29 protein-coding genes and 1 tRNA gene are annotated in these 26,367 nt (G+C 31.5%); 15 read left to right on the top strand and 15 right to left on the bottom strand.

The window, feature by feature from the left end; translation table 11 throughout:
* Window positions 1-5: 5 nt before the first annotated feature.
* From BUC03_RS02070 to BUC03_RS02060, 3 genes are all read left to right on the top strand, one after another.
* A complete protein-coding gene (locus tag BUC03_RS02070; RefSeq protein ID WP_073147727.1) occupies window positions 6-1,286 on the top strand; it encodes a DUF4374 domain-containing protein in 1,281 nt (426 codons plus the stop codon).
* 305 nt (window positions 1,287-1,591) lie between these two features.
* Entirely contained in the window at window positions 1,592-1,909 is a 318-nt protein-coding gene (locus tag BUC03_RS02065) for a TRL-like family protein (protein WP_073147725.1), read from the top strand.
* A gap of 49 nt (window positions 1,910-1,958) precedes the next feature.
* Window positions 1,959-2,453 (top strand): hypothetical protein, encoded by a 495-nt coding sequence (locus tag BUC03_RS02060; RefSeq protein ID WP_143159121.1) that lies wholly within the window; start codon window positions 1,959-1,961, stop codon window positions 2,451-2,453.
* 400 nt (window positions 2,454-2,853) lie between these two features.
* On the opposite strand, the gene BUC03_RS02055 is transcribed toward BUC03_RS02060, so the two are convergent.
* Window positions 2,854-2,927 (bottom strand) — tRNA-Arg (locus BUC03_RS02055).
* Between the two features lie 115 nt (window positions 2,928-3,042).
* Here BUC03_RS02055 and BUC03_RS02050 point away from each other — a divergent pair.
* Window positions 3,043-3,552 (top strand): adenine phosphoribosyltransferase, encoded by a 510-nt coding sequence (locus BUC03_RS02050; protein ID WP_073147721.1) that lies wholly within the window; start codon window positions 3,043-3,045, stop codon window positions 3,550-3,552.
* On the opposite strand, the gene BUC03_RS02045 is transcribed toward BUC03_RS02050, so the two are convergent.
* The 8 genes from BUC03_RS02045 to BUC03_RS02010 all read right to left on the bottom strand — a co-directional run bounded on the left by BUC03_RS02045 (window position 3,549) and on the right by BUC03_RS02010 (window position 9,353).
* Entirely contained in the window at window positions 3,549-3,734 is a 186-nt protein-coding gene (locus tag BUC03_RS02045) for an SsrA-binding protein (protein ID WP_394333495.1), read from the bottom strand. The two genes, BUC03_RS02050 and BUC03_RS02045, sit on opposite strands and share 4 nt — an antisense overlap.
* Before the next feature lie 75 nt (window positions 3,735-3,809).
* Window positions 3,810-4,805 carry a metal-dependent hydrolase gene (locus tag BUC03_RS02040; protein WP_073147717.1) on the bottom strand — a complete coding sequence of 332 codons (996 nt, stop codon included), beginning with the start codon at window positions 4,803-4,805 and terminating at the stop codon, window positions 3,810-3,812.
* Between the two features lie 163 nt (window positions 4,806-4,968).
* A complete protein-coding gene (locus BUC03_RS02035; protein WP_073147715.1) occupies window positions 4,969-6,744 on the bottom strand; it encodes a MutS-related protein in 1,776 nt (591 codons plus the stop codon).
* A 53-nt stretch (window positions 6,745-6,797) separates the two neighbouring features.
* On the bottom strand, window positions 6,798-7,175 hold the full coding sequence (locus BUC03_RS02030) for an MmcQ/YjbR family DNA-binding protein (RefSeq protein WP_073147713.1): 378 nt from the start codon (window positions 7,173-7,175) through the stop codon (window positions 6,798-6,800).
* Window positions 7,176-7,817 carry a DUF4230 domain-containing protein gene (locus BUC03_RS02025; protein ID WP_073147711.1) on the bottom strand — a complete coding sequence of 214 codons (642 nt, stop codon included), beginning with the start codon at window positions 7,815-7,817 and terminating at the stop codon, window positions 7,176-7,178. It abuts the gene before it with no gap.
* 54 nt (window positions 7,818-7,871) lie between these two features.
* The gene (locus BUC03_RS02020; protein WP_073147709.1) at window positions 7,872-8,231 is read right to left on the bottom strand and encodes a DUF4260 domain-containing protein; all 360 of its coding nucleotides are present in this window, start codon (window positions 8,229-8,231) and stop codon (window positions 7,872-7,874) included.
* A gap of 128 nt (window positions 8,232-8,359) precedes the next feature.
* Window positions 8,360-9,106: a cyclase family protein gene (locus BUC03_RS02015; RefSeq protein WP_073147707.1), complete on the bottom strand. Its 747-nt coding sequence runs from the start codon at window positions 9,104-9,106 to the stop codon at window positions 8,360-8,362.
* 61 nt (window positions 9,107-9,167) lie between these two features.
* Window positions 9,168-9,353 carry a hypothetical protein gene (locus tag BUC03_RS02010; protein ID WP_073147705.1) on the bottom strand — a complete coding sequence of 62 codons (186 nt, stop codon included), beginning with the start codon at window positions 9,351-9,353 and terminating at the stop codon, window positions 9,168-9,170.
* A 34-nt stretch (window positions 9,354-9,387) separates the two neighbouring features.
* Here BUC03_RS02010 and BUC03_RS02005 point away from each other — a divergent pair, with 34 nt between their 5' ends.
* Window positions 9,388-9,774 carry a pyrophosphohydrolase domain-containing protein gene (locus BUC03_RS02005; protein ID WP_073147703.1) on the top strand — a complete coding sequence of 129 codons (387 nt, stop codon included), beginning with the start codon at window positions 9,388-9,390 and terminating at the stop codon, window positions 9,772-9,774.
* Between the two features lie 234 nt (window positions 9,775-10,008).
* Here BUC03_RS02005 and BUC03_RS02000 read toward each other — a convergent pair whose 3' ends face one another.
* The 4 genes from BUC03_RS02000 to BUC03_RS01985 form a co-directional block, all read right to left on the bottom strand.
* Window positions 10,009-10,425: a hypothetical protein gene (locus tag BUC03_RS02000; protein ID WP_073147701.1), complete on the bottom strand. Its 417-nt coding sequence runs from the start codon at window positions 10,423-10,425 to the stop codon at window positions 10,009-10,011.
* A gap of 80 nt (window positions 10,426-10,505) precedes the next feature.
* The gene (locus tag BUC03_RS01995; protein WP_073147699.1) at window positions 10,506-10,898 is read right to left on the bottom strand and encodes a hypothetical protein; all 393 of its coding nucleotides are present in this window, start codon (window positions 10,896-10,898) and stop codon (window positions 10,506-10,508) included.
* Window positions 10,899-11,024: 126 nt separating this feature from the next.
* Entirely contained in the window at window positions 11,025-12,728 is a 1,704-nt protein-coding gene (locus BUC03_RS01990) for a BamA/TamA family outer membrane protein (RefSeq protein ID WP_143159120.1), read from the bottom strand.
* A gap of 310 nt (window positions 12,729-13,038) precedes the next feature.
* Window positions 13,039-14,106: a branched-chain amino acid aminotransferase gene (locus BUC03_RS01985; protein WP_073147695.1), complete on the bottom strand. Its 1,068-nt coding sequence runs from the start codon at window positions 14,104-14,106 to the stop codon at window positions 13,039-13,041.
* A 108-nt stretch (window positions 14,107-14,214) separates the two neighbouring features.
* Between BUC03_RS01985 and BUC03_RS01980 the strand changes: the two genes are divergently transcribed.
* The 3 genes from BUC03_RS01980 to BUC03_RS01970 all read left to right on the top strand — a co-directional run bounded on the left by BUC03_RS01980 (window position 14,215) and on the right by BUC03_RS01970 (window position 16,600).
* Complete coding sequence (locus BUC03_RS01980) at window positions 14,215-14,748, top strand: DUF4920 domain-containing protein (protein WP_073147693.1); 534 nt, start codon at window positions 14,215-14,217, stop codon at window positions 14,746-14,748.
* Window positions 14,749-14,922: 174 nt separating this feature from the next.
* On the top strand, window positions 14,923-15,603 hold the full coding sequence (gene mnmD, locus BUC03_RS01975) for a tRNA (5-methylaminomethyl-2-thiouridine)(34)-methyltransferase MnmC2 (protein ID WP_200799119.1): 681 nt from the start codon (window positions 14,923-14,925) through the stop codon (window positions 15,601-15,603).
* 94 nt (window positions 15,604-15,697) lie between these two features.
* Complete coding sequence (locus BUC03_RS01970; protein WP_073147689.1) at window positions 15,698-16,600, top strand: TIGR01777 family oxidoreductase; 903 nt, start codon at window positions 15,698-15,700, stop codon at window positions 16,598-16,600.
* A 52-nt stretch (window positions 16,601-16,652) separates the two neighbouring features.
* Here the strand turns inward: BUC03_RS01970 and BUC03_RS01965 are convergent, their stop codons facing one another.
* Window positions 16,653-17,324, bottom strand: coding sequence for a YceI family protein (locus BUC03_RS01965; protein ID WP_073147688.1), 672 nt, complete (start codon window positions 17,322-17,324; stop codon window positions 16,653-16,655).
* A gap of 160 nt (window positions 17,325-17,484) precedes the next feature.
* Between BUC03_RS01965 and BUC03_RS01960 the strand changes: the two genes are divergently transcribed.
* The 6 genes from BUC03_RS01960 (at window position 17,485) to BUC03_RS01935 (ending at window position 23,824) form a co-directional block, all read left to right on the top strand.
* On the top strand, window positions 17,485-18,060 hold the full coding sequence (locus BUC03_RS01960) for a nucleotide exchange factor GrpE (protein WP_073147687.1): 576 nt from the start codon (window positions 17,485-17,487) through the stop codon (window positions 18,058-18,060).
* Window positions 18,061-18,088: 28 nt separating this feature from the next.
* Entirely contained in the window at window positions 18,089-19,216 is a 1,128-nt protein-coding gene (gene dnaJ, locus BUC03_RS01955) for a molecular chaperone DnaJ (RefSeq protein WP_073147685.1), read from the top strand.
* A 188-nt stretch (window positions 19,217-19,404) separates the two neighbouring features.
* Window positions 19,405-20,334, top strand: a complete 930-nt coding sequence (locus BUC03_RS01950) for an ABC transporter ATP-binding protein (protein ID WP_073147683.1) — start codon at window positions 19,405-19,407, stop codon at window positions 20,332-20,334.
* A complete protein-coding gene (locus BUC03_RS01945) occupies window positions 20,327-21,628 on the top strand; it encodes an ABC transporter permease (protein ID WP_073147681.1) in 1,302 nt (433 codons plus the stop codon). Before BUC03_RS01950 ends, BUC03_RS01945 begins: the two co-directional genes overlap by 8 nt.
* A gap of 130 nt (window positions 21,629-21,758) precedes the next feature.
* Complete coding sequence (locus tag BUC03_RS01940; protein ID WP_073147679.1) at window positions 21,759-22,658, top strand: DUF6268 family outer membrane beta-barrel protein; 900 nt, start codon at window positions 21,759-21,761, stop codon at window positions 22,656-22,658.
* Window positions 22,659-22,660: 2 nt separating this feature from the next.
* A complete protein-coding gene (locus BUC03_RS01935) occupies window positions 22,661-23,824 on the top strand; it encodes a sigma-54-dependent transcriptional regulator (RefSeq protein WP_073148010.1) in 1,164 nt (387 codons plus the stop codon).
* Window positions 23,825-23,903: 79 nt separating this feature from the next.
* Here BUC03_RS01935 and BUC03_RS01930 read toward each other — a convergent pair whose 3' ends face one another.
* On the bottom strand, window positions 23,904-24,509 hold the full coding sequence (locus BUC03_RS01930; protein WP_073147677.1) for a hypothetical protein: 606 nt from the start codon (window positions 24,507-24,509) through the stop codon (window positions 23,904-23,906).
* 272 nt (window positions 24,510-24,781) lie between these two features.
* Between BUC03_RS01930 and BUC03_RS01925 the strand changes: the two genes are divergently transcribed.
* A complete protein-coding gene (locus tag BUC03_RS01925) occupies window positions 24,782-26,311 on the top strand; it encodes a GH3 family acyl-acid amido synthetase (RefSeq protein WP_073147675.1) in 1,530 nt (509 codons plus the stop codon).
* Window positions 26,312-26,367: the final 56 nt, after the last annotated feature.

Genomic DNA, 26,367 nt, shown 5'->3' with positions numbered 1-26,367 from the left:
AAATTATGAAAACACCAATTAAATATTTAAGATTCGCTGTGGTAATAGTAGCGCTTAATTTTATGTCTTGTTCAAGCGATGATGATGGAGCAAGTGCATCTGATGATGACGAAGTTTTAACTACATCTAAGTATGTGGTAGCTGCTTCTTCTGGAGAAAATGATTACATAGTTTCTGGAGACGAAGTTTCTGCAGATGCTGTGTTTGATGCAACTTCTGTAGATGCTGTGCAATCTCCAGGAGATAGAATTTGGTCTTTTTACCAAGATGATGTTTTATATGGTTTCCTTTACAATCAGCAAGATGCAGGTACAACCGCTTCTTATGTTTTAAATGCGGACGGTACAATTACTAAAAGAAACGAACTTGCTTTAGATGTATCTACTCACATTAAAGAAGAAGTAGGAGATTATTTAATTTTAGGATATTCAGATAGATTATCAGATCCTACTGTAGATCAATTAGGATACTTTCATAAAGTAGATCCAACTACAGATGCTTCTACAGAATATACAATTGTAACAAACGATTTATTAGAAGAAGGAGAAGCTGCTTACTTTACAGATATCGCTTATTACGAAGACCATATTATTGCTGGAGCAAGAAGTATTAATGCAAGCGCATTTACATCAGATTATTACAATAATACTTATGTAGTAGTTTTTAATGACGATTTTACATTAAATCAAGTAATTAAAGATGAAGGAAGAACTGGTTTTGTAGCAGGGCAAAAATACTCACAAGGAGATACAGGTTTAGAAGTAGTAGATAGCGGAGATTTATATGTGTTCTCTTCAGGTCAAACAAGTTATGCAGATCAAGATTTAGTAACTGTACCTTCTGGAATTTTAAAAATAAACCAAGGGACGTTTGAGTTTGATGATGATTATTTCTTCAACATTAGTGAAGCTTCTGGAGGTTATAATTTATTTAGAACTTATTATATGGGTGGTTCTACCTTTATTGTAGCTATGTACCCTGGTACAAATGCAGATGCTACTTTTGGTATAGACGCAGATCGTTTTGCTGTAGTAGATGTTGAGGCAGAAACTTTTACTTGGGTAACTAACTTCCCAGAAAATGCATTACCAAATTGGGAATTTAGAACTCCTTATGCAGATAAAGATAACGGAAGATTGTTAATCACAGCAGTTCCTTCTGAAGGAGAAAATTATTTATATGAAATAGATGCAGCTACAGCAACTGCTACTCAATTATCAACTATTGAGGCAGAAAGTGTGAAAATTGTAGGTAAATTAACTACAGAGATTTCTACTGAAGAGTAATAAGTTAAGTTAAATAAGAAAAGCCCCAAATACTTTAACTAGTAGTTTGGGGCTTTTTGTTATATAATAAACGAAATAATAATATAATTAATTCTCAATTTCATTTCGAACTATTTTGATTATTACATAGCTACACCTAGAGAATATTTTGATAAATAATAATTGTCTATAAAAATTGTTAAAAAAAATACGTGATTGTATATGAAATATTTGAGCATTAAATATATTTGCCTCAAATTTATTGGGAACAAGTCGAAAAGCCAATTAAATTCTGAAGTAGACATGAATAACTAATTTAATCTATTATGAAAAAAGTTAAAAATTTAATGTTTGCTGCCGGTGCAACTTTATTACTTTCAAGTTGTGCTTCTGTTAAAAGTCCTTTAACAGGTGTATTGTACTCTGATGTTAAAGCTCCGTTAACAGCGACAAGCAATTCTAACTCATCAAAAGTTGGATCTGCAGAAGCAACATCTATATTAGGTGCTGTGGCAACTGGAGACGCAAGTATTGATGCAGCTGCAAAATCTGCAGGTATTACAAAAATCCATCACGTAGATGAGCAATCAACTAGTTTTTTAGGTATTTTTGCAAAATACAAAGTTTTTGTATATGGTGAGTAGTCTACCAAAAAGGGTGTGTTTTTCACGCCCTTTTATACTTATATCTTTTTTGATTGGAATTTGTAGTACAGTTAATGCTCAAAAAATTTCAAAGTATTTCACTTCTTCGATGCAAGATAATGGAGTTCTCTATTTTATAGAGCCTAAGCAAGAATTTGAAAACGATAAAGAAGATAGTAGTTTATTTTATGATTTGACTTATTTAACATCTAACGATACTGTTACATTTAACTTTACTTATGTAGATAAGAAAGTAAGAGAAATTGATAGTATTACGTTTGTTTTAGAAGATAATGAAATAACCATTCCTGTAAACAAAATTTTTATAGAATCTAGTAAAAATGTTTGGAAACATAGATATTCCGCAAAATTTTTATTTGAAGATTTAACTTTAATTTTTCAACAAAAAGGCAGAGCTTCTTTATTGGTGCATTATGAAGGAGAAGAGGTGAAACTTAAAATAAAGCAAAAAAAATGGGATAAACAATCAAAAATATTATCAAAAATATTATATATGATCAAGGCAAATAGAAAAGAAAATTGATCTTAAAATTATAAATTTTTGTTTTAATAATAGAAGAAGTGGTTATCTTATTTAAGATATTAGAATAAATAATAACTTCTTCTAATTATAACTTATTTTATTGCTTGCATATTCTAGATACTTATTAATCCACCTTTTCTAGCTCATTAAGGGAAGAAAAATTTTATACATCTTCTCAGAAATATCTATAGTTTGGATTTCTAATTTTCAATAAAAATAATCTTTGCTTTTTTCATAAATGTACACTTAACTGTAGCTGTAGATAATTTATTTATATTAATATGTGATTGTAATAGCTGCTTTTGTGAGGTTTTGGCTCATTAGATGAAAGAGAGAATGTTAAGTACTTGTTATAAACAACAAAACCCACTGAAAATCAGTGGGTTTTGTTTTTAAATAGTGACCTCGACAGGATTCAAACCTGTAACCTTCTGAGCCGTAATCAGATGCGCTATTCAGTTGCGCCACGAGGCCTTTTTGCGGGTGCAAATATATTTCTTTTATATAAAACTACCAAGAGATTTTAAAGAAAATCTAATTTTACTTTCCAAACCTAGTGTTTATCTTCGCTAAAGCTAAATAAGTACCTATGAATATAGAAGAATTTATTAGAACTATTCCCAATTTTCCTAAAGAGGGAATATCCTACAAAGACATTACTCCACTTTTACAAAATCCGCAAGCTTTAGATTTTTGTGTAAAGAAATTTGCAGAAAAAATAAATACAGAAGTAGATGTAATTGTTGGTATAGAGTCTAGAGGTTATTTTTTTGCAACTTTATTGGCAAAGCATTTTAACGCAGGTTTTGTGCCTATTAGAAAAAAAGGAAAATTACCCTATAAAACCTTACAAGAAACCTATGATTTAGAATACGGTCAAGATATTTTAGAAATCCACGAAGATGCCATAAAAGCAGGGCAAAAAGTACTTATTCACGATGATGTTTTAGCTACCGGAGGTACTGCAAAAGCAGCGTGTAATTTAGTAGAAAGACTAGGTGGAGAAATAATTCAGTGTAATTTTTTAATTGAATTATCTTTTTTAGATGGCAGAAAAAAGCTTGTCCCAAACAAGGTAAATTCTTTAATCACCTATTAGTTACTTAGTAATTTTTGATTAGGATTGTTAGCAACATTTTTTGTAACCCAAGCTTTCCAACCAATAATTGCTAATTGTACTTTGCTAGCCTTGGCTAAATCTAATCCTTTTTTGGTATAATTAGGGAGCACCAATTTATTCAATTTAGATAATCCTCTAAAGAAAGATGTTTTTATACTCATGGTTTTTATTTTAAAGATATAAAATCATTGATAATCAATACTTAAGTTGGTGTGTATTTAAGAAAATTATAAGTTTTAGTTGCCTAAAATACGTAGCCATAATTCTTGCATTAATTTTTTAGCATCTCGAGTATTTTTTTCTTTTTCAGTGATAATTACCTCTCCGTTCTTTTTTTCTAAATGAAAACTGAAGGTGAAATTTTTTGCAGAAGGAGAAAAACTCAAAAGTCCAAAACGCAAGTCATTTAAATAGAGTTGATTGTTTTCTTTAGTAATAGTGTACCAGCCTTTTGTAATTTTAATGAGCTTTTGCACGTTTTCTTCATTTTCAAGATCTCCTAGCAATTCGTGATTTTTCGGGTAAGCGGTAAATTGAATAGGTTTAGAATCAAAGAATGAGTAATGACCAATTAGGTAAGCATTTTTTGTATCTACATTTGCTGTCCATAAAACGGTGTTGAAAGGGGAAGGTTTGGTTTCTATTTCTGTATAAGCAATGTTTTGTTGCTGAAGTGCTTCTGTGAATTTGTGATAAGTAATTCCTTTCAGAATAAGCGTTAACAACATATAAGCAGAACTTATAATAAGTCCTAGATTGTTTAATTTTCTACGCTTTGAAGAAGTTCTTTTTTGTCGCATCGCTAAAATCACAAAAACCAGAAAAGGTAAAGTGTAAAGCGGATCGATCACGAAAATATTTTTATAAGCTAAGCGTAAATCTAAGGGCCAAAAAAGCTGCGTACCCCAAGTGGTGTGTGCATCGAGTAACGGATGCGTGAGAAAACCCCAGAAAAAGAGCCATGACCAATTTTTCCAATTAGCATTTTTTTCCCATCGGGAAACAAGCCAACCAAAAATAGGCGCAAATACTACCGAAAATACAATTGAATGTGTAAAACCACGATGAATTTCTAATGCAGTTACCGTATCTGTAAAATAAGAAGCAAAGGTGTCAAGATCTGGTATGGTACCAGCAATAGCTCCATAAAGCATGGCTTTATTGCCTACTTTTTTCCCTAAAACCGCTTCACCTACGGCAGCACCTAAAACAATCTGTGTTAATGAATCCATTATTTAATTTTTACTTTAAATATTTTCCTTCTCGATATAATTTTATTTTCGTTATCGCTGTAATAAAATCACTAGAAATGATTTAGCGATCAATAACTCTTAATTTATCGTCATTCTGGACTTGATCCGGAATCGCATCACAGTGAGTATGAATTAAATCTTTCTAACTATCTACAATATTCATTTTACGAAGTAAAAACGAGGCATTCATATTTTGACAAATTCCATCTTTAAATTGATAATCAAAATGCAATTCATCATTAATAATTTCGGCATCAAAATAATGGTTTTTTACTTGAGGTAATTGGTTTGCTACTTCGCATAAACTTAAATCGTGTGTAGCAATAATTCCGGTAGAGTAAGAACCCACTAATTTTTCAACAAATTTTCGAGAACCGATCGCTTTATCGGTCGAGTTGGTTCCTTTTAAAATTTCATCTAGAATAATAAAGTACTTATCATTTTTAATTTCATCTACAATAAACTTTAATCGGCTTAATTCAGAATAAAAATACGAAGCTTCATCTGCCAACGAATCTACCGTTCGCATACTCGTGATGAGTTTGATGGGAGAGTATTCACAGGTTTTAGCACAAACGGGAAGCCCAACATTACCCATCACAATTTGTAAAGAAACCGTTCTTAAAAATGTACTTTTTCCCGCCATATTAGCGCCGGTAATAATAAAAAATTCTTGCTGATCGATCTGATAATCGTTGGTAACCGCATCTTTCGGATTAATTAACGGATGCACCGCTTCCGTAGTTTTTAAGACCGCTTTATTTTGCTGAATTTTTGGAAATGTATATTCTTGATGGTTGAATGCAAAACCACCTAACGAGTTGTAGGCATCAAACTCATCAATGGCTTTAAACCAATGTTCTGTATGGTGTGAGTAGGTTAAAATCCATTGTTCAAGCTCGTAAGCTTTCCATAAATCCCAAAGCATAAAACCGCTAATAAGCTGTCCGAAAATCATGAAATTTTTTCGCTCTAAACCATCAATAATTTTTGAAAATTCTTTAAAAACAACAGAAGCTTTTTTATTTTTAATTTCAATTTTTTGCTGCTTATTTTTATTTAATTCTGCTTCAAAAGAGTTACTTTCAATTAAAGCTAATAATAAATGATATTGCTGAAAAGTACTTTGTATTTCACTCACATAGCCAGAAATTTCATTCACTTTTTTAGCATAACGGCCAATAATTAACCATCCAATAATAAACCAAGCACCTAAATAATACCACGTAATTATATCTAATGATAAAGCAATAAATAAAAGGAGAGAAACCACAGAAAATACCTTTGGTAGCCATTTAAAAACCGAAGGTACAAATGCTTGATAATTGCTAAACCAGTCTAAAATAATAGAAGATTTTATTTTTGCTTTTACCATTTTGGCAACCGCGGTAAACTCTTGCCTAAAATCTATTTTTTTAGCAAGCTCTTTGATGCTCTCCTGTTTTTCTTCAATATGAGTAATATCGTTGCTGCTCAATAAATCGGCTAACTTTTGCTTCCCAGAAGCGAGTGCGGTTCTGTTTAAATATTGAAAAAATGATCGATTACCAAATAGATCTATATCTTGACTAAACTCGTGCTGCGGATTAACAAATTCTTTTCCGTTAGGTAAATCATGAAAATCACGATCTAGTACTTTTATTTCTGTTTTATTCAGCTCAATAAGTTGTTTCAGTTTTTCTTTTTCTTGCTGAAGATCGGTATGTCTAGCTACTAGAAATAAAAAACTGGCAATACACAAAAATACGAACAACAAAACTAGTGCGGTGTTGCTAGAAAAGAGATAAATTAAAAACGCAAAAATTAAAAAAACCGCCAAGCGTAGCATACTGGAAGCAAAAAGTTTTTTTTTAGTATTACTTAAAGAAGTTTGGTAGCGTTGTATGTTATCTTGATAAACCGATAAAGGTGATTTCATGAAATTCTTATTGAAGTGTATTTCGTGCTAAAATACAGAACTTCCAGAAGAATTTAAGACTCCATTTCTTTTAATTCTTGTTTTTGCTTTTTAGTAAGTTTACTCACCACTAACTCGTAACTGTGGTTAATAAAATGCTTGATTTGCTTCTCGGTAAGTAGAGGCCCATTAATTATCACCGTATTCCAATGTTTTTTGCTCATATGGTAACCGCCGTAAATTTCTTCAGGATATTTTTCGCGTAGCTCGATAGCTTTTTCTGGGTCGCATTTTAAATTGATAGCTGGTTTGCCCATTTCCCATTTTTCTAAACCAACGAGCGCAAACATTTTACCCATCACTTTAAACACTAAAGTATCTTCATCGAAAGGAAAATCTTCTGTAGCACCTTTAAAAGTTAGGCAATATTCTCGAAGCTGAATAATATCCATTTATAATTTTTCTAGTTCTTGTTCTACTTTGGCTGAAGATATTTTTTGTTTGCCAGAATCTAATTGCAAAGCTGTATAATCTAACTTCCAATTGATGGTTTCTACCAACTTTTCAATCAGCTGGATGGTTTCTAGAGCTTGCGAAGAGGCTTCTTTTAACAAACCGCTGTTGGGTATTTTATCAATAATATGTTGTTTAGCTTCTCGGTTAATATCTGTTAAATCTGAAGAAGTAAATGGGTTTGCCCAACCTTCACGTTTGTCGTAATATTTAAAATCGGTTTCTATAGTAAGTAATTCTGGTTGTGGGAAATTACTTAAATAAATAGTTTTTTTCTCTACGTCAGAATTCATTTTAATTTTAGTCAAATCAAAACCTACATACGCTTTTGCTTCAATTAAAATAAGTGCTTTTTTGCTTCCTAACACCAAATTTATCCATTTGTCTTTTACATTTTGGTAATGGTAAATTTCAGAAAAATCGCCTTCAACCGTAATAAATTTACAGACAGCTCTTATTTTTTCCATCAAAACAACAGACTGTTTTTCTTCTTTTTCTTTGCGTTTAGAAGAGTTGAAGAAAGAATAAATAAAATACGCAGCAATGGCACCGGCAGCTAAACCTATAAAAAGTAATTCCATAGTTTGGTGTAAGCTTTAATTTTTTAGAAAAACTTAAAAGATTAGGGTAAGGTATTAATTATTTCCTAGTTCTCCTAAATGGGTAAGCTTAAAACCATCTTCTAATTTTAGTCCGTAGCCTAACATTCTATCAAAACTAGCGTGAGAAAAAAGTATAATTCCTATCATTTGTACAATTTCAGAAGTAATAAATATTCCGAAGAGATATATAGCAATTGCTATAAATTTATGATGAAATATATTGTACGTATAAGCTCCAATCTTAGTATTTACTAAATACCCAAGCATACCAAGGTCTGGAGCTAAAAATAAACCTGCAAACCACCACCAAGAAAGCTGAAGTTGTGAAAATAGAAAGATGCCAAGTAGGAGCATCGCGAGTTCTTCGAGTTTTAAAGATGTTTTTAGATTCATTTAAAAATGCTTTTAGATTGAATGGTTTATTTTTAACCGAATAGATTCTTTTATTTAATAGACGTTTAACGCTATTAAATGTAACATGAAAGTCTAAAGATTTTAAAATAACACTATTAGAAACAGCTTTAAATAATTTTATAAAGTACGGGTTTGCTGGGAGAAGCGTCGTTTTTTATAGAAGCAATTTGCAAATTAAGTAAATAATTACCGTCTTCAATTTTATTAGAAACATAAATAAGCTCGGTTATGGTAGCATCTTTTCTGGTGTTTTCTGGGTAATTCCAAAAAGCGCGGTGTGCTAGTAATTGCCCATCATCTTTTTCTTTATCTACCGAGGGTAAATCTATTAATAAATGCTTAATGCCACATTCTCTAATATAAATAGCTGCTTCTTCTAATAAATAAGGCCAATTGGTATGGCTGTATTTTCTTCTTCTTTTCTTTTTGGTATTGGGTAACGTTCTAATCACTAAAGCTTCAGCTTCATTTTTAGATAAGTAGTGTTGCAATTGTTTTTTAGAAATTACCGCATCTTCGCCATAATTTTCTGGCACTAAAGAGATTACTTTTGCGGTAAAGAAAAACTGTTTTAAAGCCTTGTTTACACTGTAAAACTCTTCAGAAATATGACCAACACATTCGGTATGCGTTCCGTGTGCGTGCGGATTAAAATAAAGGTTATTAAAATTTACCGATGCTCCTTCACTCACTTTGGCAATCCATTTACCTTCTTGTACAGGAGTAATTTTTGGCTCGTCTAAATACCAAGCAATTGGGTTATTCTCATCTCCACTTAAAGTAATAGAAAGGTCTAGTGGCTCAGATAAATCTACAATTATCTTTTTGTTAGAAAGCTGAATTTCTGTAATCATCAATTTTTCTTTTTACTAAAATAGCCAAAAAGCAAAGAAGAATTGTTTCGGTAAAGTTTTATTATCGTAAAAATGTTTTAATCACAAAGAGAATACCTATAAATAGAATAAAACCACCTAAAATAAGTAAACTACCTTTATAATATTTTTTATGCAGTTTAATGTCTTTGCGATAGCTATAAGTAATAGCGCAAATAAAAGCAACTACAAAAAAACCAGTAAAAATCCATTGACCTTGCGTGAACATTTTTTCTATTTTTATGCAAAATTAATCTATTATTATGAAGAAACGTATTGACGCCGTAAAAGAATTTCATACCGCCTTTGGTTTAGGGTATAAAGAAAAGTTAACTGCCAGTTTGGGAGAAGCCAAAAATTTACTTCGATTTAATCTTATGAAAGAAGAAAACGAAGAATATTTAGAAGCTGCCAATAATAACGATATGGTAGAGGTAGCAGATGCGCTAGGCGATATGCTTTACATACTCTGCGGTACCATTATAGAGCACGGCATGCAACATAAAATAGAAGAAGTTTTTGAAGAAATACAACGTAGTAATATGAGTAAATTGGGAGCAGATGGCAAACCAATCTACCGCGAAGATGGTAAAGTGTTAAAAGGCCCTAATTACTTTAAACCAAATATTAAAACCATCTTAGAAAAATAATTTTTTGGTGTTGCCTGCGGCCGGGCTATCTGTTACAAGTACGCAGTAAAAAACCAAAAAAATCTAAGCCTGCAAAAAGCTTCTTAGGTCGCTCTTTGCAGGCTTGTTTTTTTATAGACTTTTACTTTACGGGCTTTTCACGGCTATCCCTAACACATAAAATATAGCAGTTTTTATTTTAATTTTAAGAGAGGATAGTTAAGCTTTTTTAAACGAAATATAGTTGAAGAATTTTTATAGTTCGTCAACTATTCCACCAATAAAACTTCCAATTCCTTCTAATAAACCTCCAAAAATAGATCCAAAATCTAGCCAAGAAGCATCAATATCTATATCTGAAATAGAAAACCAATTAGCAGTAGAACTAATAGCAAAACCACTTAACATTTCGGTTTTCATAGCTACATAATCGCAAGCTTCCCCAGTTAATTTATGATAGGTCTCAAAATCGGAGTGAGAAGAAAAGATACACATTGCCCAGCAATGCCAATCGATATAATTAGAAACGTAGTAGTTAGATTTATTAGATGCTTTTTTTACTTCTTCAGGTTTGTAGTATTCTTTTTTACCATAGTCTTTAACGAGTATTCTGCCAACATCTGCAATATATTCTTTCTTATTTGGTGGGGCAGGATGACATTTTAAATTCATGTTTTTGTTGAGTAATTTATATTAGTTGTTGTTTTATCTCTTCGTAAAGTTTTATAAATAAATATTTGGAAGTTATATGTTTATAAAAGTTTAGATGATACTATGTTATGAGTTCGTCCTTTTAATTTTCTTCTGTTAAAATCTGAAACTCGTGTTTGATCCTGCTTAGTCAAAATTAAATAAATAACTAGCGGTAAGCCAAAAGCAATGATTACATATTTACTATCGCTAAAAAATATGAAATATAATGTTACAATTACAATAACCAAAGTTGCAAAACCTGTTATTAAATATGGCATTTTTGAAGGTTGGGCATATAATTCATCAACATGAAAGTTTGTGTTTGTTCCACAACTTTTGCAATTTAAATTTTTGTTTTCGCCATCTTGCATCGCAAATTCTACTCGAGTATTCGCATTGGTTCTATATGAGATTTCGTTTTTACAATTTTTGCATTTACCATAAACCTTCATTCAGTCTAAATTTTGATTAATGTATTTTATAACGGTTGTGAATAACCTAATTTTGTAGGAAGGTAATAAATTATTTCTAAAAACTATTATTATCAATTATTTATAACCAATATCAAAGTTTTTTACTTAACGATATTCTACAATATGAGGTTCTTCATAATTGTAATTATCTAAATTGAAAAGATTATCGTAATTACCATTAAATTTCATAATGTTTTCACCTTGGCCAGGTATACTAGGGTAAACAGAAAAAGAGAGTTTAATAGTATCAAAAACAAAATAATCGTTACTAATTAAAAAGCCAGCGCCAAACCTGCTGTATAAATCATTAGAAAAAAATGATCTAGGTTCTTCTCCAATAAAACCTAAATCAAAAGAAATAAACGGACTCATTCTAAAGCCTAACCAACTAAATGGCACGTAAGACTGTGTTTGAAAACTGAAAACAAATTTTCTGGTACCGTATACTTCTTGACTATTAAAGCCTTGAATACCTCTATCTCCATCTAAATCTATTCTGTCTTTTATAATTTCTTTTCTATTAATACCAACTACTACATTAGACTTTACAAATTGCCTCATGTACCAATTGCCTATAGTAAAAATAGGGGAGAAGTATGTTCCTTCAAATTTAAAAACAGATCTAGAAACGTCTCCACTATTAAAGTAACTTCCATATTCTGTACTAGCTGCCAAATAGCCAAAGTCTTTGTAATAATTAGAGAAAGTTAAGTCTATACCAAAGTAAAAATTATTTTGGTATAGGTTTCTTTGTATACCAGAATGTATAAAATAGCTATTACCAATAGCGATATCTTCTATATCTCCATTTCTAAAAATATATCTATCTCTTACATAATTTATGTTTCTAATACCTATAGAGCCTAAGGCAACATTTTCATTAGAGAAATAAGCTACAGAGTCAATTTGCTCGTTAGGGCGTTCTATATAATCTAATTTAGAGTATCTGGCAGCTAAAATTAAGTTGGTAGGCAGTTTTTCTTTAGAGTTTTTATTAGCAATTGGTATAGCGTAACCACCCCAAATATTTAGTGTTTTTGTTTTTAAAGGATCTAGTATTACAGAATCTATAGTGCTGTTATAAAAATTTTCATAATAATAACGTTGTTGCAGGCTAATTTCTCCTGCCCATCTAGCATATGGAGAATAAAATGTTCTGGTTAAACTAGCTAAGTTTCTGTAAGATTGGTTGGTTTCTACATCTCTTAATACTTCTGCATCTATAAAAGTATTATATAAATTTCTTGCTCTATAACCAAGAGTGAAGCCAACTTCGTCTTTGTCTTGAAAATCACGTTTATAGGTAGTGGTTACTTGGTGGCCTAAACCAAAAAAATTGAATTCTCTTAATCTTAACTCTCCTTTGCTGGTAGAGATATCTCCATCTACATCTAAGCTCCAACTATCAAGTACATAAACGTGCAAGTCTATAGAGTCTTTTACATTAGTTATTTTTTCAGGTCTTATAATTGCTCGTCTTATAAACTTTCGCTGTCTTAATAATCGTTCTGTCTCTAGAATTTTTAGAGAATCTAAGGCTTTGTTTTTTTTAATTAAAAGTAACCCTCTAACGGTAAAAGATTTTGTGCTTGCGTGAAGGGCATTTCCTATTTTATCTATTCCTTTTTGAGGAGATACGGTTGTATCTTTTTCATTATAGCCAAATGGGTCTAGCGTGGTAATTTGTATTTTTCTTATAATTTTACCTTGGTGTTCTTTAAAATTTCTGTTAAGTTGATTTTCAATTTTTTTTATAGTCTCTTTCTCATTAGCAGGATTTACAGGTTCAAACATCAAGCTGTGTAACATCTTGGTGAATTGGCTGTTTTTTGATTTTATTTGAATATTTCTGTAAAAATCTTCGCTTCTTTTAAGGTATAAAGAGTCTTTCTTAGGCACGCTACTAAGGCTGTCTTTTTTTTGGGCAAATGCCGAAAAGCAAAAGAAGAATAATAGTATGCAAGCGTATTTCAAAAGCTTTTATTTTAGGGTGTAAACAAACTTATTAAAAAATAAGTTACTTCTTTTTTTTTAGAGCAATAAGGTTTCCTTTTTTAAAAGAAAAAAGCCAAGGAATAATTACCTTGGCTTTTAAGTATGTTTTTGGTAAAAGTAAGTATTACTTTACTTCGTATGTCCAATTAAATTTATCTTCTGCAAGATTGTATTGTATGTCTTGTAGTCTTGTTTTAAATCTAGCTCCATAAGAGTTTTCTACTTGTGGTAGCTCAAAATACTCATCATTAAAGTCAAAACCTAAAAATGGCACAATGGTAGCTGCAGTACCAGCTCCAAAAATTTCTTTTAATTCTCCATTTTTAGCAGCTTCTACAATTTCTTTAACAGAAACGCGTCTTACTTCTACAGTAACGCCTTCATCTTCAGCAAGAGCTATAATACTTTTACGTGTGATACCATCTAAAATACGATCGTTAGTAGGTGCAGTAATTAATTTATCTCCTACTCTAAAAAATACATTCATTGTACCGCATTCTTCTAAGTACTCGTGTGTATTAGCATCTGTCCAGATTACTTGATCGTACCCTTTTTCTTTCGCTAAGTTGGTAGGGTAAAATTGAGCTGCATAGTTACCTGCGGCTTTAGCATAACCAACACCTCCATCTGCAGATCTACTATATTTTTGAGCGATAGTAACTTTTACAGGATTAGAGTAATATGCTTTTGCTGGGCAGCAAATAATTATAAATTTATACTCGCTTGATGGAGAGGCAGAAACACCATTTTCTGTTCCAATAACAAATGGTCTAATGTAAAGAGAGTTTCCTTTACCTGTTTTAATCCAATCTTTATCAAACTTTAAAATGGTTTCTAATGCTTCAAAAAAATATTCTTTAGGGAAGGCTGGCATTGCTAACCTTTCTGCAGAAATATTAATACGCTTAAAATTATCTTCTGGTCTAAATAACCAAACTTTATCATCTTCATCTTTAAAAGCTTTCATTCCTTCAAAAACAGCTTGGCCGTAGTGAAAAACTTTAGAAGAAGGATCCATAGATAAAGGTCCGTAAGGCAAAACTTGAGGGGTTTGCCATTGACCATCTTTATAGTCACAAATCATCATATGGTCTGAGTAGTGTTTACCAAATGCTAAGTTGTCAAAATCAACCTCGCTGATTCTAGAAGAAGAGGCTTTTGTGATGTCTAAAGTGGTACTTTGAGTTTTCATTGTGTTTGTTTTAATTTTTTACAAAAGTATTAAATTAAAAATTCTTGAAAAACTTCTAATATTCTTAAATTTGTATTAAATTATAATCAGTCAAATAACAATTATATTATGAAAAGAATAATATTTTCACTTTCTGTGTTAGCTTTAATTAGTTGTAAAGATGTTTCTAAAGAACCTTCACAAGAAAATACCCAAGATGCTAAAGATATGGCAATTGCATCTGAAACTAAATATGCTAGTTTTGGTGAAAAAATAGACGAAGAAAATGTAATTAGTGCTTCAGAAATGAAAGCAAAGTTTGACGCTATGAGTGTTGGAGATACATTAGATGTGAAATTTAAGTCTACGGTAGATAAAGTTTGTAAAGAAAAAGGATGTTGGATGAAACTAAAATTGGCAGACTCTTTAACATCTTTTGTAAAATTTAAAGATTATAAATTTTTTGTACCTCTAGATGCAGAAAACAAAGAAACTATTGTAGAGGGTAAGGCTTATATAACAGAGACTCCTGTAGAAGAATTAAAACATTATGCGCAAGATGCTGGCAAAACAGAAGAAGAAATTGCTGCAATAACAGAGCCTAAAAAAGAATATGCTTTTATGGCTACCGGTGTTTTAATGGAAAAACCTACTAAGCAATAATTATAAATCTAGTGTACAATGTACAAAGCCATTTTAGATGCACTTCATATCTAAAATGGCTTTTTTTAATTTATGTAAAAAATAATTATAAAGTATATTGTTTATAATGAATAACTAAATTTTTATTTTTTTAGTTGTTAATAAAATAGAAATTTAAAAATACAGCTACTACTTTTGAAAAGAGAAATTATTACTACAGCAGATGGTTCTACAACCATTCATCTCCCAGAGTGGAATGAGCAATACCACTCTAAACACGGCGCTATACAAGAAGCTTATCATGTATTTATTAAAATGGGATTGTTTTATTTGATAGAAACAAATTTACCTGAGAAAATAAATATTTTAGAAATAGGCTTTGGTACAGGTTTAAACTCTTTAATTACCTTGTTAGAAGCACAAGATAAAAACGTTTTTGTTAATTATACAGGTGTAGAGGCCTATCCTGTGGCAGCAGAAGAGGTGAAAAAATTAAATTATGCCACGCAGTTTAAAAAGAAGGAGGCTATTTTAAATTTTGATAAAATTCACGATGCAGAGTGGGAAAAAGCATCAAGGATAACAGATTTTTTTACTCTTACTAAGCAGAAGAAATTTTTTAAAGATATTGATGACGTAAATGCTTATCAACTTATTTATTTTGATGCATTTGGAGCTAGAGTACAACCAGAACTATGGGAAAAACCAATTTTTGAGCAAATGTATAAGGCACTAAAAGTAAATGGTGTTTTGGTAACCTACTCAGCTAAGGGTAGTGCAAGAAGAGCTATGCAAGATTGCGGTTTTCAAGTAGAAAGATTAGAAGGGCCTCCGGGTAAAAGAGAGATGCTTCGTGCAGTAAAAACAGAAGCATAAATATTAAAAAAAAGAAATTATAAAACAGCTGTTAAACCTGTATTAATTAAAGTACATACTTGTAAAAATATAGCTACATTCAAAATAAAAAAATATGAAAGTTTTAATTACAGGGGCAACAGGCTTGGTTGGTTCTGAGATTGTGAAACTTTGCCAAAAAGAAAATATTGCTGTAAACTACTTAACTACTTCAAAAGATAAAATTAAAAATCAATCAGATTTTAAAGGTTTTTATTGGAACCCGAAAAAAGGGGAGATTGATAGTAATTGTTTAAACGGAGTAGATAAAATCATCAATTTAGTTGGCGCAAGTGTTTCTAAACCTTGGACACCTTCTCACAAAAAAGCAATAATAGATAGCAGGGTAGACTCTGCAAATTTATTATTTAATACACTAAAAAATAATAGTCATGAGATTACTCAAATAGTCTCGGCAAGTGCTATTGGCATATATCCAGATTCATTAACTACTCTGTATAAAGAAGATTATTCTGGTAAAGCAGATAATTTTTTAGGAGATGTGGTAGTAAAATGGGAAGCTTCTGTAGACCAATTTGAGAAATTGGGAGTTGATGTAGCTAAAATTAGAATTGGTTTAGTTCTTTCTGAAAATGGAGGAGCTCTGCCACATATTCAAAAAGTAGTAGAAAATTATGTAGGCTCACCATTAGGTAGTGGTAAACAATGGCAGTCTTGGATTCATATAGAAGACTTAGCTAGGATTTTTATTTTTGCAATACACAAAAATCTAGATGGTGTATTTAATGCAGTAGCACCAAACCCTGTTAGTAATAAAAAACTAACTTATGCCATTGCAAAAATAGTAGAGAAGCCTATTATTTTACCCAAAGTGCCGGCCTTTGTTTTAAAAACGTTATTAGGAGAAAGATCTACTTTAGTACTATCTAGTCAATTAGTAAGCAACTCTAAACTAGATGCATTGGGCTTTGTATATTATTTTGATCACGTAGGTCCTGCTTTAGAAAATTTATTATAAAAAAAGCCTCTGATATTTTTATCAGAGGCTTTTTTATTGAAGACCTTTTAAATTAAGATTTTTTACCTTTTAAAGTAACTTTTAATTCAATATCATCTTTAATAAACTTATCTCCTAAGTTATCAAATACGGATTTAGACCCGTAGTTAATATTCCAATTAGTTCTATCTATTGTAAAAGTTTCACTACTTAAAGTAATACCCTCATCGGTAGTTTCTATAAATACAGGAATACTAATGTTTTTAGTAGTTTCTTTTAAAGTTAAATTACCGTTTAACCAAGTTTTGCCATCTTTATTCTCTACGTTAGTAATTTCAAAATCAGCTTCAGGATATTTTTGAACATTAAAGAAATCACCCTCTTTACCTTCTACAGTACCCATTAAATGAGATTCTAGACTTTCTTTTTGGTCTCCTTCTAAATCTTCAACAGCAATACTCTTCATATCAATAACAAAGTGACCTCCCTCTACTATATCGTTGCCTAATAAAATTTCACCTTCTTTTACATTAATAGTACCGTTGTGAGATCCTGTAGGTTTAGCTCCTAGCCATTCAATTTTAGACTCTTCTGCAGAAACAATATAAACCGCAGCCTCATCAGTAACTTCTGTTACTTCTTCCGCTTCTTTAGCTTCTGTTTCATTTTTAACTTCATTTTTACAAGAAATTACAGACACACCTAATGCTGCAACCATAAACATGTTTAAAAATACTTTTTTCATCTTTTAGATAATTTGGTTTTAAATATAACATTCAAATGTAATCTAAGAAATTACTATTATTCTTAAATAAATATTAAAACTTAACGGTGACATTTTGGCATTTTTAGTAGAAATGGCAATACATTTGCCTACAACAGTCTACTATAAAGAACAAAATAAAATGAGCAAAGATAAAGACCAAAATAATCAAGAAGAGAGCTTGAAAGATAATTTAGAAAACACAATTGATCAAGCTATTGAAGATGTAGAGTCTGCTGAAGAGCAATCTGAAAACGTAGAAGAATTATCTGTCGAAGAAAAACTTAGAGAAGAGGTAGAGAAAGAAAAAGATAAATTCTTAAGACTTTTTGCTGAATTTGAAAACTATAAAAGAAGAACTAGCAAAGAGCGTATTGAGTTATTTAAAACAGCAAGTAAAGATGTAATGGTATCTATGCTTCCTGTATTAGATGATTTTGATAGAGCTATGGTAGAGATTGAAAAAACAGAAGACAAAAATCTTTTGGAAGGAGTGCAGTTAATAAGCAACAAACTAAGAGAGACTTTAAAAAACAAAGGTCTTGAGCCAATGCAAATAAAAGCAGGTGATAGTTTTGATGCAGATTTACATGAGGCAATTACCCAAATTCCTGCTCCAGACAAAAAATTAAAAGGTAAGATTGTAGATGTGGTAGAGAAAGGTTATACTTTGGGAGAAAAAATTATTAGATATCCAAAAGTTGTAACCGGTAAGTAAACCTATTTTTAATTAGAAATTATTATTGATGAAAGAAGATTTTTATGACGTATTAGGGATTAGCAAAGGAGCTAGTGCTGCAGAGATAAAGAAAGCATACCGTAAAATGGCTATTAAGTACCATCCAGATAAAAATCCGGATGATGCTAAGGCAGAAGATATGTTTAAAAAATCTGCAGAAGCCTATGAGGTTTTAAGTGACCCTGACAAAAGAGCACGTTACGATCAAATGGGGCATGCAGCTTTTGATGGTTCTGGCGGCTTTGGTGGCGGTGCTGGCAATATGAATATGGATGATATCTTTAGTCAGTTTGGTGATATCTTCGGGAGCGCCTTTGGTGGCGGTGGCGGAGGTTTTGGTGGCTTTGGCGGTGGCGGAGGTCAGCGTAGAGCTAAAGGCAGCAACTTGCGTATTAGAGTAAAACTTACCCTAGAAGAAATAGCTAACGGGGTAGAGAAAAAAATAAAAGTTAAGCGTAAAGTTCAGGCTGCTGGCACAACGTACAAAACTTGTTCTACGTGTCACGGTACAGGTCAAGTTACACGTGTTACCAATACTATTTTAGGTAGAATGCAAACCGCATCTCCTTGTAATGTATGTGGCGGTAGCGGACAAATGATTGACAAAAGACCTTCAGATGCAGATAGCCAAGGGTTAATACTTAAAGAAGAAACCATTTCTGTTAAAATACCTGCTGGAGTTGTAGAAGGTATGCAGTTAAAAGTTTCTGGTAAAGGTAATGAGGCACCAGGTAATGGTATTGCTGGTGATTTACTAGTGGCTATTGAAGAAAAAGAACATGAATTTCTTCAGAGAGAAGGTGATAATTTACATTATGACTTATATATTAGTTACTCAGAGGCAGTTTTAGGAGCTTCTAAAGAAATACAAACTGTAACTGGTAAAGTTAGAATAAAGATAGATTCTGGTGTGCAGAGCGGAAAAATTTTACGCCTAAGAGGTAAAGGTATTCCTAGTATAAATGGTTATGGTAAAGGAGATTTATTGGTACACGTAAATGTTTGGACGCCTAAAACCTTATCTAAAGAACAAAAAGACTTTTTTGAGAGAATGCAGGGAGATGAAAATTTTACTCCAAATCCAGAAAAAAGCGATAAGTCATTTTTTGAGAAAGTTAAAGATATGTTTTCATAACAGCTTTAATTAACAAAATTTTATATATATTTGAATATCACTATTTAATTATAGTGATATTTTTCTTTTTCATAGCAATTTTTTTCCCATCCTTAGAGTAATAATTTTAAGGGTGGGTTTTATTTTTATAGCAGTTTCTCCACCTTATTTCTATGGAAACCTATATTTTTGCCGAATAATAAAATAGTATGCAAAACCTCTTAGTCGCAGAGAACGTATCCAAAAAGTATGGAGATTTTACAGCTCTCAATCAACTTTCAATAGAAGTGCCACAGCAAAGTATATTTGGTATTTTGGGCCCTAACGGAGCAGGAAAAACCACCTTTATTAGAATAGTAAATCAAATTACTATGCCAGATCAAGGTGAAATTTTACTAGACGGAGAGCCATTAAAACCAGAACACATACAATATATTGGGTATTTACCAGAAGAAAGAGGGCTTTATAAAAGTATGAAGGTAGGTGAGCAGGTACTTTATTTAGCTCAACTAAAAGGTCTATCTAAAAAAGAAGCTACTGTTAGACTTAAATATTGGTTTGAAAGATTAGAAATAGGTGACTGGTGGAATAAAAAAATACAAGAGCTCTCTAAAGGGATGGCACAAAAAATACAATTTATTGTAACCGTACTTCACCAACCAAAACTTTTAATTTTTGATGAGCCATTTAGCGGATTTGATCCCGTAAATGCAAATTTAATTAGAGATGAGATTTTAAAATTGAGGGATGATGGTGCTACCATTTTATTTTCTACTCACAGAATGGAAAGTGTAGAAGAACTTTGTGATTATATGGCACTTATACATAAATCTAATAAATTATTAGATGGTAAAGTTTCTTATATAAAAAAGCAGTTTAAATCTAACACCTACCAAGTAGGTATAGAGCCAACACAAGAAGAGCAGTTTAAGCAATTGTTACAAGAAAAATTTGAAGTTACACCTACTTTTTTTCATAGTATACATCAAGATCTTCAGTTAAATATTAAAATTCCAGAAAAATATTCTCAAAATAATTTATTGTCATTTTTAATGAATCACGGTAAAATTAACCACTTTGTAGAAGTGATTCCGTCAGTAAACGATATTTTTATTAAAACCATAAAATCTCATGCGTAACCTTAAACTTATTATCGTTAGAGAATATTTGGCAAGAGTGCGAAATAAAACTTTTATGATTATGACTTTTTTGAGTCCTATAATCATGGTAGGTATGGTTATTTTAATAGCCTATTTAAGTAGTTTAAATAGTGATGAAAATAAAATTATTGCTGTTTATGATGAAAGTGATAATGCTTTTTTTAACGAATTTAAATCAGATGAAAATATTAGTTATTTAGACTATTCAGATATGTCTTTAGAAGCAGCAATAGATTCTGTTGCTAAAAAAGAATATTACGGACTCCTATTTTTCCCTAATTCTACAGATAACCAATACTTAGCAAAACACACAGAGTTTTTTGCAAATAAAGCTCCTGGTATCTCTTTCTTGTCAGATATAGAAAGCAAAATTTCTACCGTACTAACAGAAAAAGAACTGCAGCGTCGAGGGGTAAATTTAAATGAAATAAATCAAGCAAAGACTAAAGTAAATTTACAAATAGAAAATTTTTCTGGAGAAGAGACTTCTAAGCTATCTAATTATGTAAAAATGTTTTTTGGTGGTGCCGCTGGTTACTTGTTAATGATGTTTATCATTATTTATGGTAATATGGTAATGCGTAGTGTTATAGAAGAAAAAACCAATAGAATTATAGAAATAATAATCTCTTCTGTAAAACCTATGCAATTAATGGTTGGTAAAATTTTAGGTACTAGTCTAGCAGGAATCACTCAATTTGCTATTTGGATAGTTTTTGGTAGCATACTACTTTTTGTGGTTACCTCTATTTTTGGTATAGACATATCTAACTCAAGCCCAGTGGCAAGCACAGCATTAGATATGGGTACGCAAGATGAGATAGGTAAATTAATTATAGATATTGTTCACCTTCCGTTAGGTAAAATAGTATTTTGTTTTCTTATATATTTTATAGGAGGTTACTTTTTATATAGCTCACTTTATGCAGCAATAGGGGCTGCTGTAGATAGTGAAACAGATACACAACAGTTTATGTTACCTATAATTTTACCTTTAATGTTAGGTATTTATGTAGGTTTCTTTTCGGTAATAGATAATCCGCACGGTACAATTAGTACCATTTTTTCTTATATACCGCTTACCTCTCCTGTGGTTATGCTGATGAGAATTCCGTTTGGAGTAGCTTGGTGGGAAATAGTTTTATCTATGGCTATTTTAATTTGTACTATATTCTTATTAATCTGGGTTGCTGCAAAAATTTACAGAGTGGGTATTTTAATGTATGGTAAAAAACCTAGTTATAAAGAACTTTATAAATGGTTAAGATATTAAGCTAAATATTCTAATACACTATTATTCCCCAAAATAACGTTAAGAAGAATACTATTTTAAGACTATTCTATTAAATTGGCTAAAACTGTTCTCAAATTTTTAAATAAAATGGAGTTTGCAAAAAAAATATATGGCCAATTCAAATAAAATAATATGCACAATCTTATGTTGTTTTGTCTCGTATTTTTCTCAATCACAAACTACAGATTTAGCTAGAATAGAATATTTAAGAATACCTTTTTCTAAAGGCAAACAATCTATGAATAGGTTTAGAGCCCTTATACAAGCGCCAATACCTATTAAAGAAGACTATTTAGTAATAGGTTTAGAATACAGAGATATAGATTTAGATTTTGAAAAAGAAGTACCTTTTGATCCTGATAGAATAGGAAATACACAAAGATTTGAAGGGAGTTTAGGTTATATTAAAAAAATTAAAAACTCTAATTGGAGAATTGCAGCTAAAGGTGGAGTAAGAATTTCTTCAAATTTTGAAAAATCTATTGTTAGTGACGATGTAATTTATCAAGCAGCTATTTTTGCCATTAATAATGTAAAAAATGTAGATGATAACGGAGTTGCCGTGGGCAAACCATACCGTTGGATTTTAGGTCTCTTTTATTCTACTACTCCAGGCAGAAATTACCCTTTACCTCTAATTAATTTTTATAAAGAAATTAATCCGTCTTGGTCTTACACTTTGGGAGTGCCAAAATCGTTATTAAGATATAGTTTTAACGAGAAAAATCATCTACAAGGTTTTGCTAGTTTAGATAGTTTTTTTGCTAATATTCAAAATAATGTAGAAATTGATTCGTCAAACAAAATAGGCGAAAATATATCTATGACTAACGTAACATTAGGCTTAGGTTATGAGCACTATTTTACAGATCATTTATTATATTACTGCTATGCAGGCCATACTGTATATAACGAATACAGAATTAGAAATAACGATAGAGAAGATGTATATATAATTGAAAATGACAATACATTTTATATAAGAACCGGACTTAAATTTAAAATATAATGATATCTAAAATACTAGTTATTGAAGATGAAGCAGCTATTAGAAGAGTGCTAAAAAAAATACTTTCCGAAGAAAATGAAAACTATGCAGTAGAGGAAGCAGAAGACGGTCTTGTGGGAATAGAAAAAATAAAGAATGAAGATTATGACCTTGTACTTTGTGATATAAAAATGCCTAAAATGGATGGAGTTGAGGTATTAGAAGCTACAAAAAAAATAAAACCAGAAATACCTTTTGTAATGATTTCTGGTCACGGAGATTTAGAAACTGCTGTAAATACAATGAAGAGCGGAGCTTTTGACTATATCTCTAAACCACCAGATTTAAACAGGTTATTAAATACGGTAAGAATAGCTTTAGATAGAAGAGAGTTGGTTACAGAAAATACCCGACTTAAAAAGAAAGTTGGTAAAAACTATCAAATGATTGGTGAATCTCCACAGATTAACACCATAAAAGAAATGATAGAAAAAGTAGCACCCACAGATGCTAGAGTACTTATTACAGGTTCTAACGGTACAGGTAAAGAGTTAGTGGCACATTGGCTGCACCAAAAAAGTGACAGATCTAAAGGGCCAATGGTAGAGGTTAATTGTGCAGCTATTCCTTCAGAATTAATAGAAAGTGAATTATTTGGTCACGTAAAAGGCGCATTTACATCTGCCAATAAAGACCGCGCAGGTAAGTTTGAAGCAGCTAACGGAGGTACTATTTTTTTAGATGAAATAGGAGATATGAGTCTTACTGCACAAGCAAAAGTATTACGTGCCTTGCAAGAAAATAAAATACAACGAGTAGGTAGTGATAAAGATATTAAGGTAAACGTAAGAGTAGTTGCCGCCACTAACAAAGACTTAAAAAAAGAAATAGCAGATAAAAAATTTAGAGAAGATTTATACCATCGTCTTGCAGTTATACTTATAAAAGTACCAGCCTTAAACGATAGAAGAGAAGATATACCATTGTTGGTAGATTATTTCACTAAAAAAATAGCTGAAGAGCAGGGTACTCACCAAAAAGAATTTAGTGATGAGGCTATAAAACTACTAAAAGATTATGATTGGACCGGAAATATTAGAGAATTACGTAATGTAATAGAGCGTTTAATTATTTTAGGTAGTGATAAAATAGATAAAAAAGATGTAGAGCTTTTTGCAAGTAAGTAAGTCCAGAAAAGTATTTGTAATATTAAAAACCCTCGAAAGAGGGTTTTTTTGTTATTCGTAAAATCTATAGATTATCTAATTAATTTTTGTTTTCTTCTGCTTCCTTCAGTTGAGTAGGCACATGCTTCATAAAATACATGGTTTTACCATCTGGTCTATTCCACGTATGAAAAAGATCAAAACCAAATTTTTGGTATACAATTGTATTTCTTCGTGTTTGTGTTTCTGCGTATAAAGGTAAGTTCAAATCTTTTGCACGCTTTAAAAACTCATCTTTCATTTGTTTTCCTACCTGCGTATCTGCACCTCTCGCTTCTTTAGAAATACCCCAAAACCAGCAATAAAGGTAATCTTCATTTTTTGGACGTTGTTCTTTAATATATTTTTGGTTACGTAAAATCTGTCTTACATTTTTAAAACCAGTTACCTTAAAAACCAATTTTAAATCTTGTATTACTTCTTCAAGCAAACTACCCTTGCTTTTACTATTCTGAAAAACAACCGCAATTCCCATTTCATTTTCAGAAAGTACTAAAGCATCGTATTTAATTGCTTTTTCAACCATATGCTTGGCTAAATACCTAAAACGCTTATCACGATCACCACCTTTTTTTACAATCTGCATAGATGCAGGCGTTTCTTTTAAAATCTCTGCAACTCTATCAATAATTACCTCTTTGTCCAACTTGTAAATCTTTAGATAGCAAATATAACAATTAGCAATGATATTTTTAACGAAATTCTTTTCTCTATGGCGTTACCAAAAGCAAACAAAAGCTTTTGGTCGGGTTTTACACTATATCTTTTTTTGCCACTTGCTAAAGCAAAAAAAGGATGCCGTTACAACCCCTAACGTTTGGTTCTTCTTAACCCTTAATTAACAAATATTTAGGCCGTAGCTTTTTTAACGGTACCCTTTTCAAATTATCTTTGAGAAACTAATCAAATCACGTATCAATGGCTATCATAGGTTCTTTAATTAAGGGTGCAATAGATGTTGCAGGTAATTTTGTTTCAGAAGCAAATCATGTAGATAATCAGCAAAAAGTACTCAAAAACCTATTAGAAAAAGCCAAAGATACCGCGTTCGGAAAATACTACGGTTTTCAAAAAATATTAGATGCAGAGAATATAGAAAAAGTCTTTCAAGAGCAAGTACCTTATTTTGATTATCACCAAATGCAAAAAGACTGGTGGTACAAACTGCACGAAGGTTTAGAAGATATCACCTGGCCAGGTATTCCCTCTTACTACGCATTAAGTTCTGGCACAACTGGTAAAAAAAGTAAAAAAATACCTGTAACAGACGAGATGATTGAGTCTATTAGAAATGCAGGTATAAAGCAAGTAACTGCCCTTTCTAATTTTGATATGCCTGCAGATTTTTTTGAAAAAGAAATCATGATGTTAGGAAGTAGTACTAACTTAAAAGAAAAAGACGGACATTTAGAAGGAGAAATTAGCGGTATAAGCGCCAGTAACATTCCGTTTTGGTTTGAAGGGTATTACAAACCAGGAAAAGAAATTTCTCAAATAGATGATTGGGATGAGCGTGTAAAAAATATAGCAGAAAACGCTAAAAACTGGGATATTGGCGCTTTGAGTGGTATACCATCTTGGATGGAGCTAATGCTTAAAGAGGTAATTAACTATCACGGAGTAAATAATATTCATGAGGTTTGGCCTAATTTACAAGCCTATACCTCTGGAGGAGTAGCGTTTGATCCCTACAAAAAAAGTTTTGAAGCTTTATTAGGGAAACCAGTGACGGTAATAGATACTTATTTAGCTTCAGAAGGGTTTTTGGCTTGCCAAACAAGACCAGATACTACCTCTATGGAGTTAATAACCGATAATGGTGTGTATTTTGAGTTTGTGCCTTTTCAGCCAGAATATATTAATCCAGACGGTTCTTTAGTACAAGATGCACCTGTTAAAACCTTGGCAGAAGTAGAGAAAGATGTAGATTATGTTTTACTTATTAGTACTGTTTCTGGTACTTGGCGTTATTTAATTGGAGATACTATTGCGTTTACCGATGTAGAAAAAGCTGAAATTAAAATTACGGGAAGAACCAAATTTTTCTTGAATGTGGTAGGTTCTCAACTTTCAGTAAATAAAATGAATAAAGCTATACAAGAGTTAGAAGAGCAGTTCAGTATAAAATTGCCAGAATTTACAGTTTCGGCAGTAAAGATAGAAGAAGAATTTTATCACGTTTGGCATTTAGGGACTAACCAAGATATTTCAGTTTCTGAAGAAGAATTGGCCGAAGCTTTAGATAAAAATTTACAAGACGCCAATAAAAATTATAAAGTAGCTAGATCTAAAGCATTAAAAGGTGTGAAGGTAAACTTATTGCCAATGGATGTTTTTTATGAATGGAGCGGAGCTAACAAGAAAAAAGGCGGACAAGTAAAAATGGAAAAAGTAATGGGAGAAGAGAAATACCAAGAGTTTAAAGATTTTGTAAAGCAAAACTCTTAGTTTATTTTTCAACGTCATGCTGAACTCGATTCAGTATCCCATCCTGAGAATGAAAA

The sequence above is a fragment of the Mesonia phycicola genome (genome assembly GCF_900141885.1).
GTDB classification, from domain to species: Bacteria; Bacteroidota; Bacteroidia; order Flavobacteriales; family Flavobacteriaceae; genus Mesonia; species Mesonia phycicola.
This window is presented reverse-complemented; position numbering and strand designations above follow the sequence as displayed.

Coding starts and splice junctions, on each gene's coding strand:
- BUC03_RS02070 (WP_073147727.1), top strand. CDS start 6: ATGAAAACACCAATTAAATATTTAAGATTCGCTGTGGTAATAGTAGCG.
- BUC03_RS02065 (WP_073147725.1), top strand. CDS start 1,592: ATGAAAAAAGTTAAAAATTTAATGTTTGCTGCCGGTGCAACTTTATTA.
- BUC03_RS02050 (WP_073147721.1), top strand. CDS start 3,043: ATGAATATAGAAGAATTTATTAGAACTATTCCCAATTTTCCTAAAGAG.
- BUC03_RS02045 (WP_394333495.1), bottom strand. CDS start 3,734: ATGAGTATAAAAACATCTTTCTTTAGAGGATTATCTAAATTGAATAAA.
- BUC03_RS02040 (WP_073147717.1), bottom strand. CDS start 4,805: ATGGATTCATTAACACAGATTGTTTTAGGTGCTGCCGTAGGTGAAGCG.
- BUC03_RS02035 (WP_073147715.1), bottom strand. CDS start 6,744: ATGAAATCACCTTTATCGGTTTATCAAGATAACATACAACGCTACCAA.
- BUC03_RS02030 (WP_073147713.1), bottom strand. CDS start 7,175: ATGGATATTATTCAGCTTCGAGAATATTGCCTAACTTTTAAAGGTGCT.
- BUC03_RS02025 (WP_073147711.1), bottom strand. CDS start 7,817: ATGGAATTACTTTTTATAGGTTTAGCTGCCGGTGCCATTGCTGCGTAT.
- BUC03_RS02020 (WP_073147709.1), bottom strand. CDS start 8,231: ATGAATCTAAAAACATCTTTAAAACTCGAAGAACTCGCGATGCTCCTA.
- BUC03_RS02015 (WP_073147707.1), bottom strand. CDS start 9,106: ATGATTACAGAAATTCAGCTTTCTAACAAAAAGATAATTGTAGATTTA.
- BUC03_RS02010 (WP_073147705.1), bottom strand. CDS start 9,353: ATGTTCACGCAAGGTCAATGGATTTTTACTGGTTTTTTTGTAGTTGCT.
- BUC03_RS02005 (WP_073147703.1), top strand. CDS start 9,388: ATGAAGAAACGTATTGACGCCGTAAAAGAATTTCATACCGCCTTTGGT.
- BUC03_RS02000 (WP_073147701.1), bottom strand. CDS start 10,425: ATGAATTTAAAATGTCATCCTGCCCCACCAAATAAGAAAGAATATATT.
- BUC03_RS01995 (WP_073147699.1), bottom strand. CDS start 10,898: ATGAAGGTTTATGGTAAATGCAAAAATTGTAAAAACGAAATCTCATAT.
- BUC03_RS01990 (WP_143159120.1), bottom strand. CDS start 12,728: ATGTTACACAGCTTGATGTTTGAACCTGTAAATCCTGCTAATGAGAAA.
- BUC03_RS01985 (WP_073147695.1), bottom strand. CDS start 14,106: ATGAAAACTCAAAGTACCACTTTAGACATCACAAAAGCCTCTTCTTCT.
- BUC03_RS01980 (WP_073147693.1), top strand. CDS start 14,215: ATGAAAAGAATAATATTTTCACTTTCTGTGTTAGCTTTAATTAGTTGT.
- BUC03_RS01970 (WP_073147689.1), top strand. CDS start 15,698: ATGAAAGTTTTAATTACAGGGGCAACAGGCTTGGTTGGTTCTGAGATT.
- BUC03_RS01965 (WP_073147688.1), bottom strand. CDS start 17,324: ATGAAAAAAGTATTTTTAAACATGTTTATGGTTGCAGCATTAGGTGTG.
- BUC03_RS01960 (WP_073147687.1), top strand. CDS start 17,485: ATGAGCAAAGATAAAGACCAAAATAATCAAGAAGAGAGCTTGAAAGAT.
- dnaJ (WP_073147685.1), top strand. CDS start 18,089: ATGAAAGAAGATTTTTATGACGTATTAGGGATTAGCAAAGGAGCTAGT.
- BUC03_RS01950 (WP_073147683.1), top strand. CDS start 19,405: ATGCAAAACCTCTTAGTCGCAGAGAACGTATCCAAAAAGTATGGAGAT.
- BUC03_RS01945 (WP_073147681.1), top strand. CDS start 20,327: ATGCGTAACCTTAAACTTATTATCGTTAGAGAATATTTGGCAAGAGTG.
- BUC03_RS01940 (WP_073147679.1), top strand. CDS start 21,759: ATGGCCAATTCAAATAAAATAATATGCACAATCTTATGTTGTTTTGTC.
- BUC03_RS01925 (WP_073147675.1), top strand. CDS start 24,782: ATGGCTATCATAGGTTCTTTAATTAAGGGTGCAATAGATGTTGCAGGT.